Annotated in this window: 1 protein-coding gene; it reads left to right on the top strand. The window is 54.3% G+C overall.

The window, feature by feature from the left end; all coding sequences use genetic code 11:
* Positions 1 to 301: transposase (locus ACTNBU_RS12725; RefSeq protein WP_441034465.1), on the top strand; the 301-nt coding region annotated here is incomplete at its 5' end.
* Positions 302 to 479 lie beyond the last annotated feature (178 nt).

Below are 479 nucleotides of genomic sequence, written 5' to 3'. Positions count from 1 at the left end.
CAAGCAGTACCCCTCCTGCGTGAAAAGCTGGGAGGAAAACTGGCCGGTTTTAAGCACATTCTTTGAATACCCCGTGGAGATTCGGAAAATCATATACACGACGAACATCATCGAGGGCCTGAATCGCCAGTTCCGGCAGATCACAAAGAATAAACCCTCCTTCACGAATGACGACTCCCTGCGCCGGATGCTGTATCTGGCCTCCCAGCGCATCGTGAAGCACTGGCACGCCAGATGTCAGAACTGGGATCTGGTGCTCAGCCAGTTGGAGATCATGTTCGCCGACCGGGCTATAGGCTGACTCCCTTGTCCTAGTATGCCACGGCGGCCAGTACGGCATTCACGCCGTGCCGGCGCGCATACCGTTCTGACCGCCATGACTTTCGGTAAACAAGGGATTCAGGCCAGAATCCGCCCTACTTTCCAGTGCCATTCTTGACTTTGTCGAATATCGCTTACACAAAATTTTACGCCGGGCC

It is taken from the genome of Dysosmobacter sp. HCP28S3_G4 (genome assembly GCF_052065175.1).
In the GTDB taxonomy this organism is placed as follows: Bacteria; Bacillota; Clostridia; order Oscillospirales; family Oscillospiraceae; genus Oscillibacter.
The sequence above is the reverse complement of the archived record's forward strand: the minus strand, read 5'-3'. Positions and strand labels throughout refer to the sequence as shown.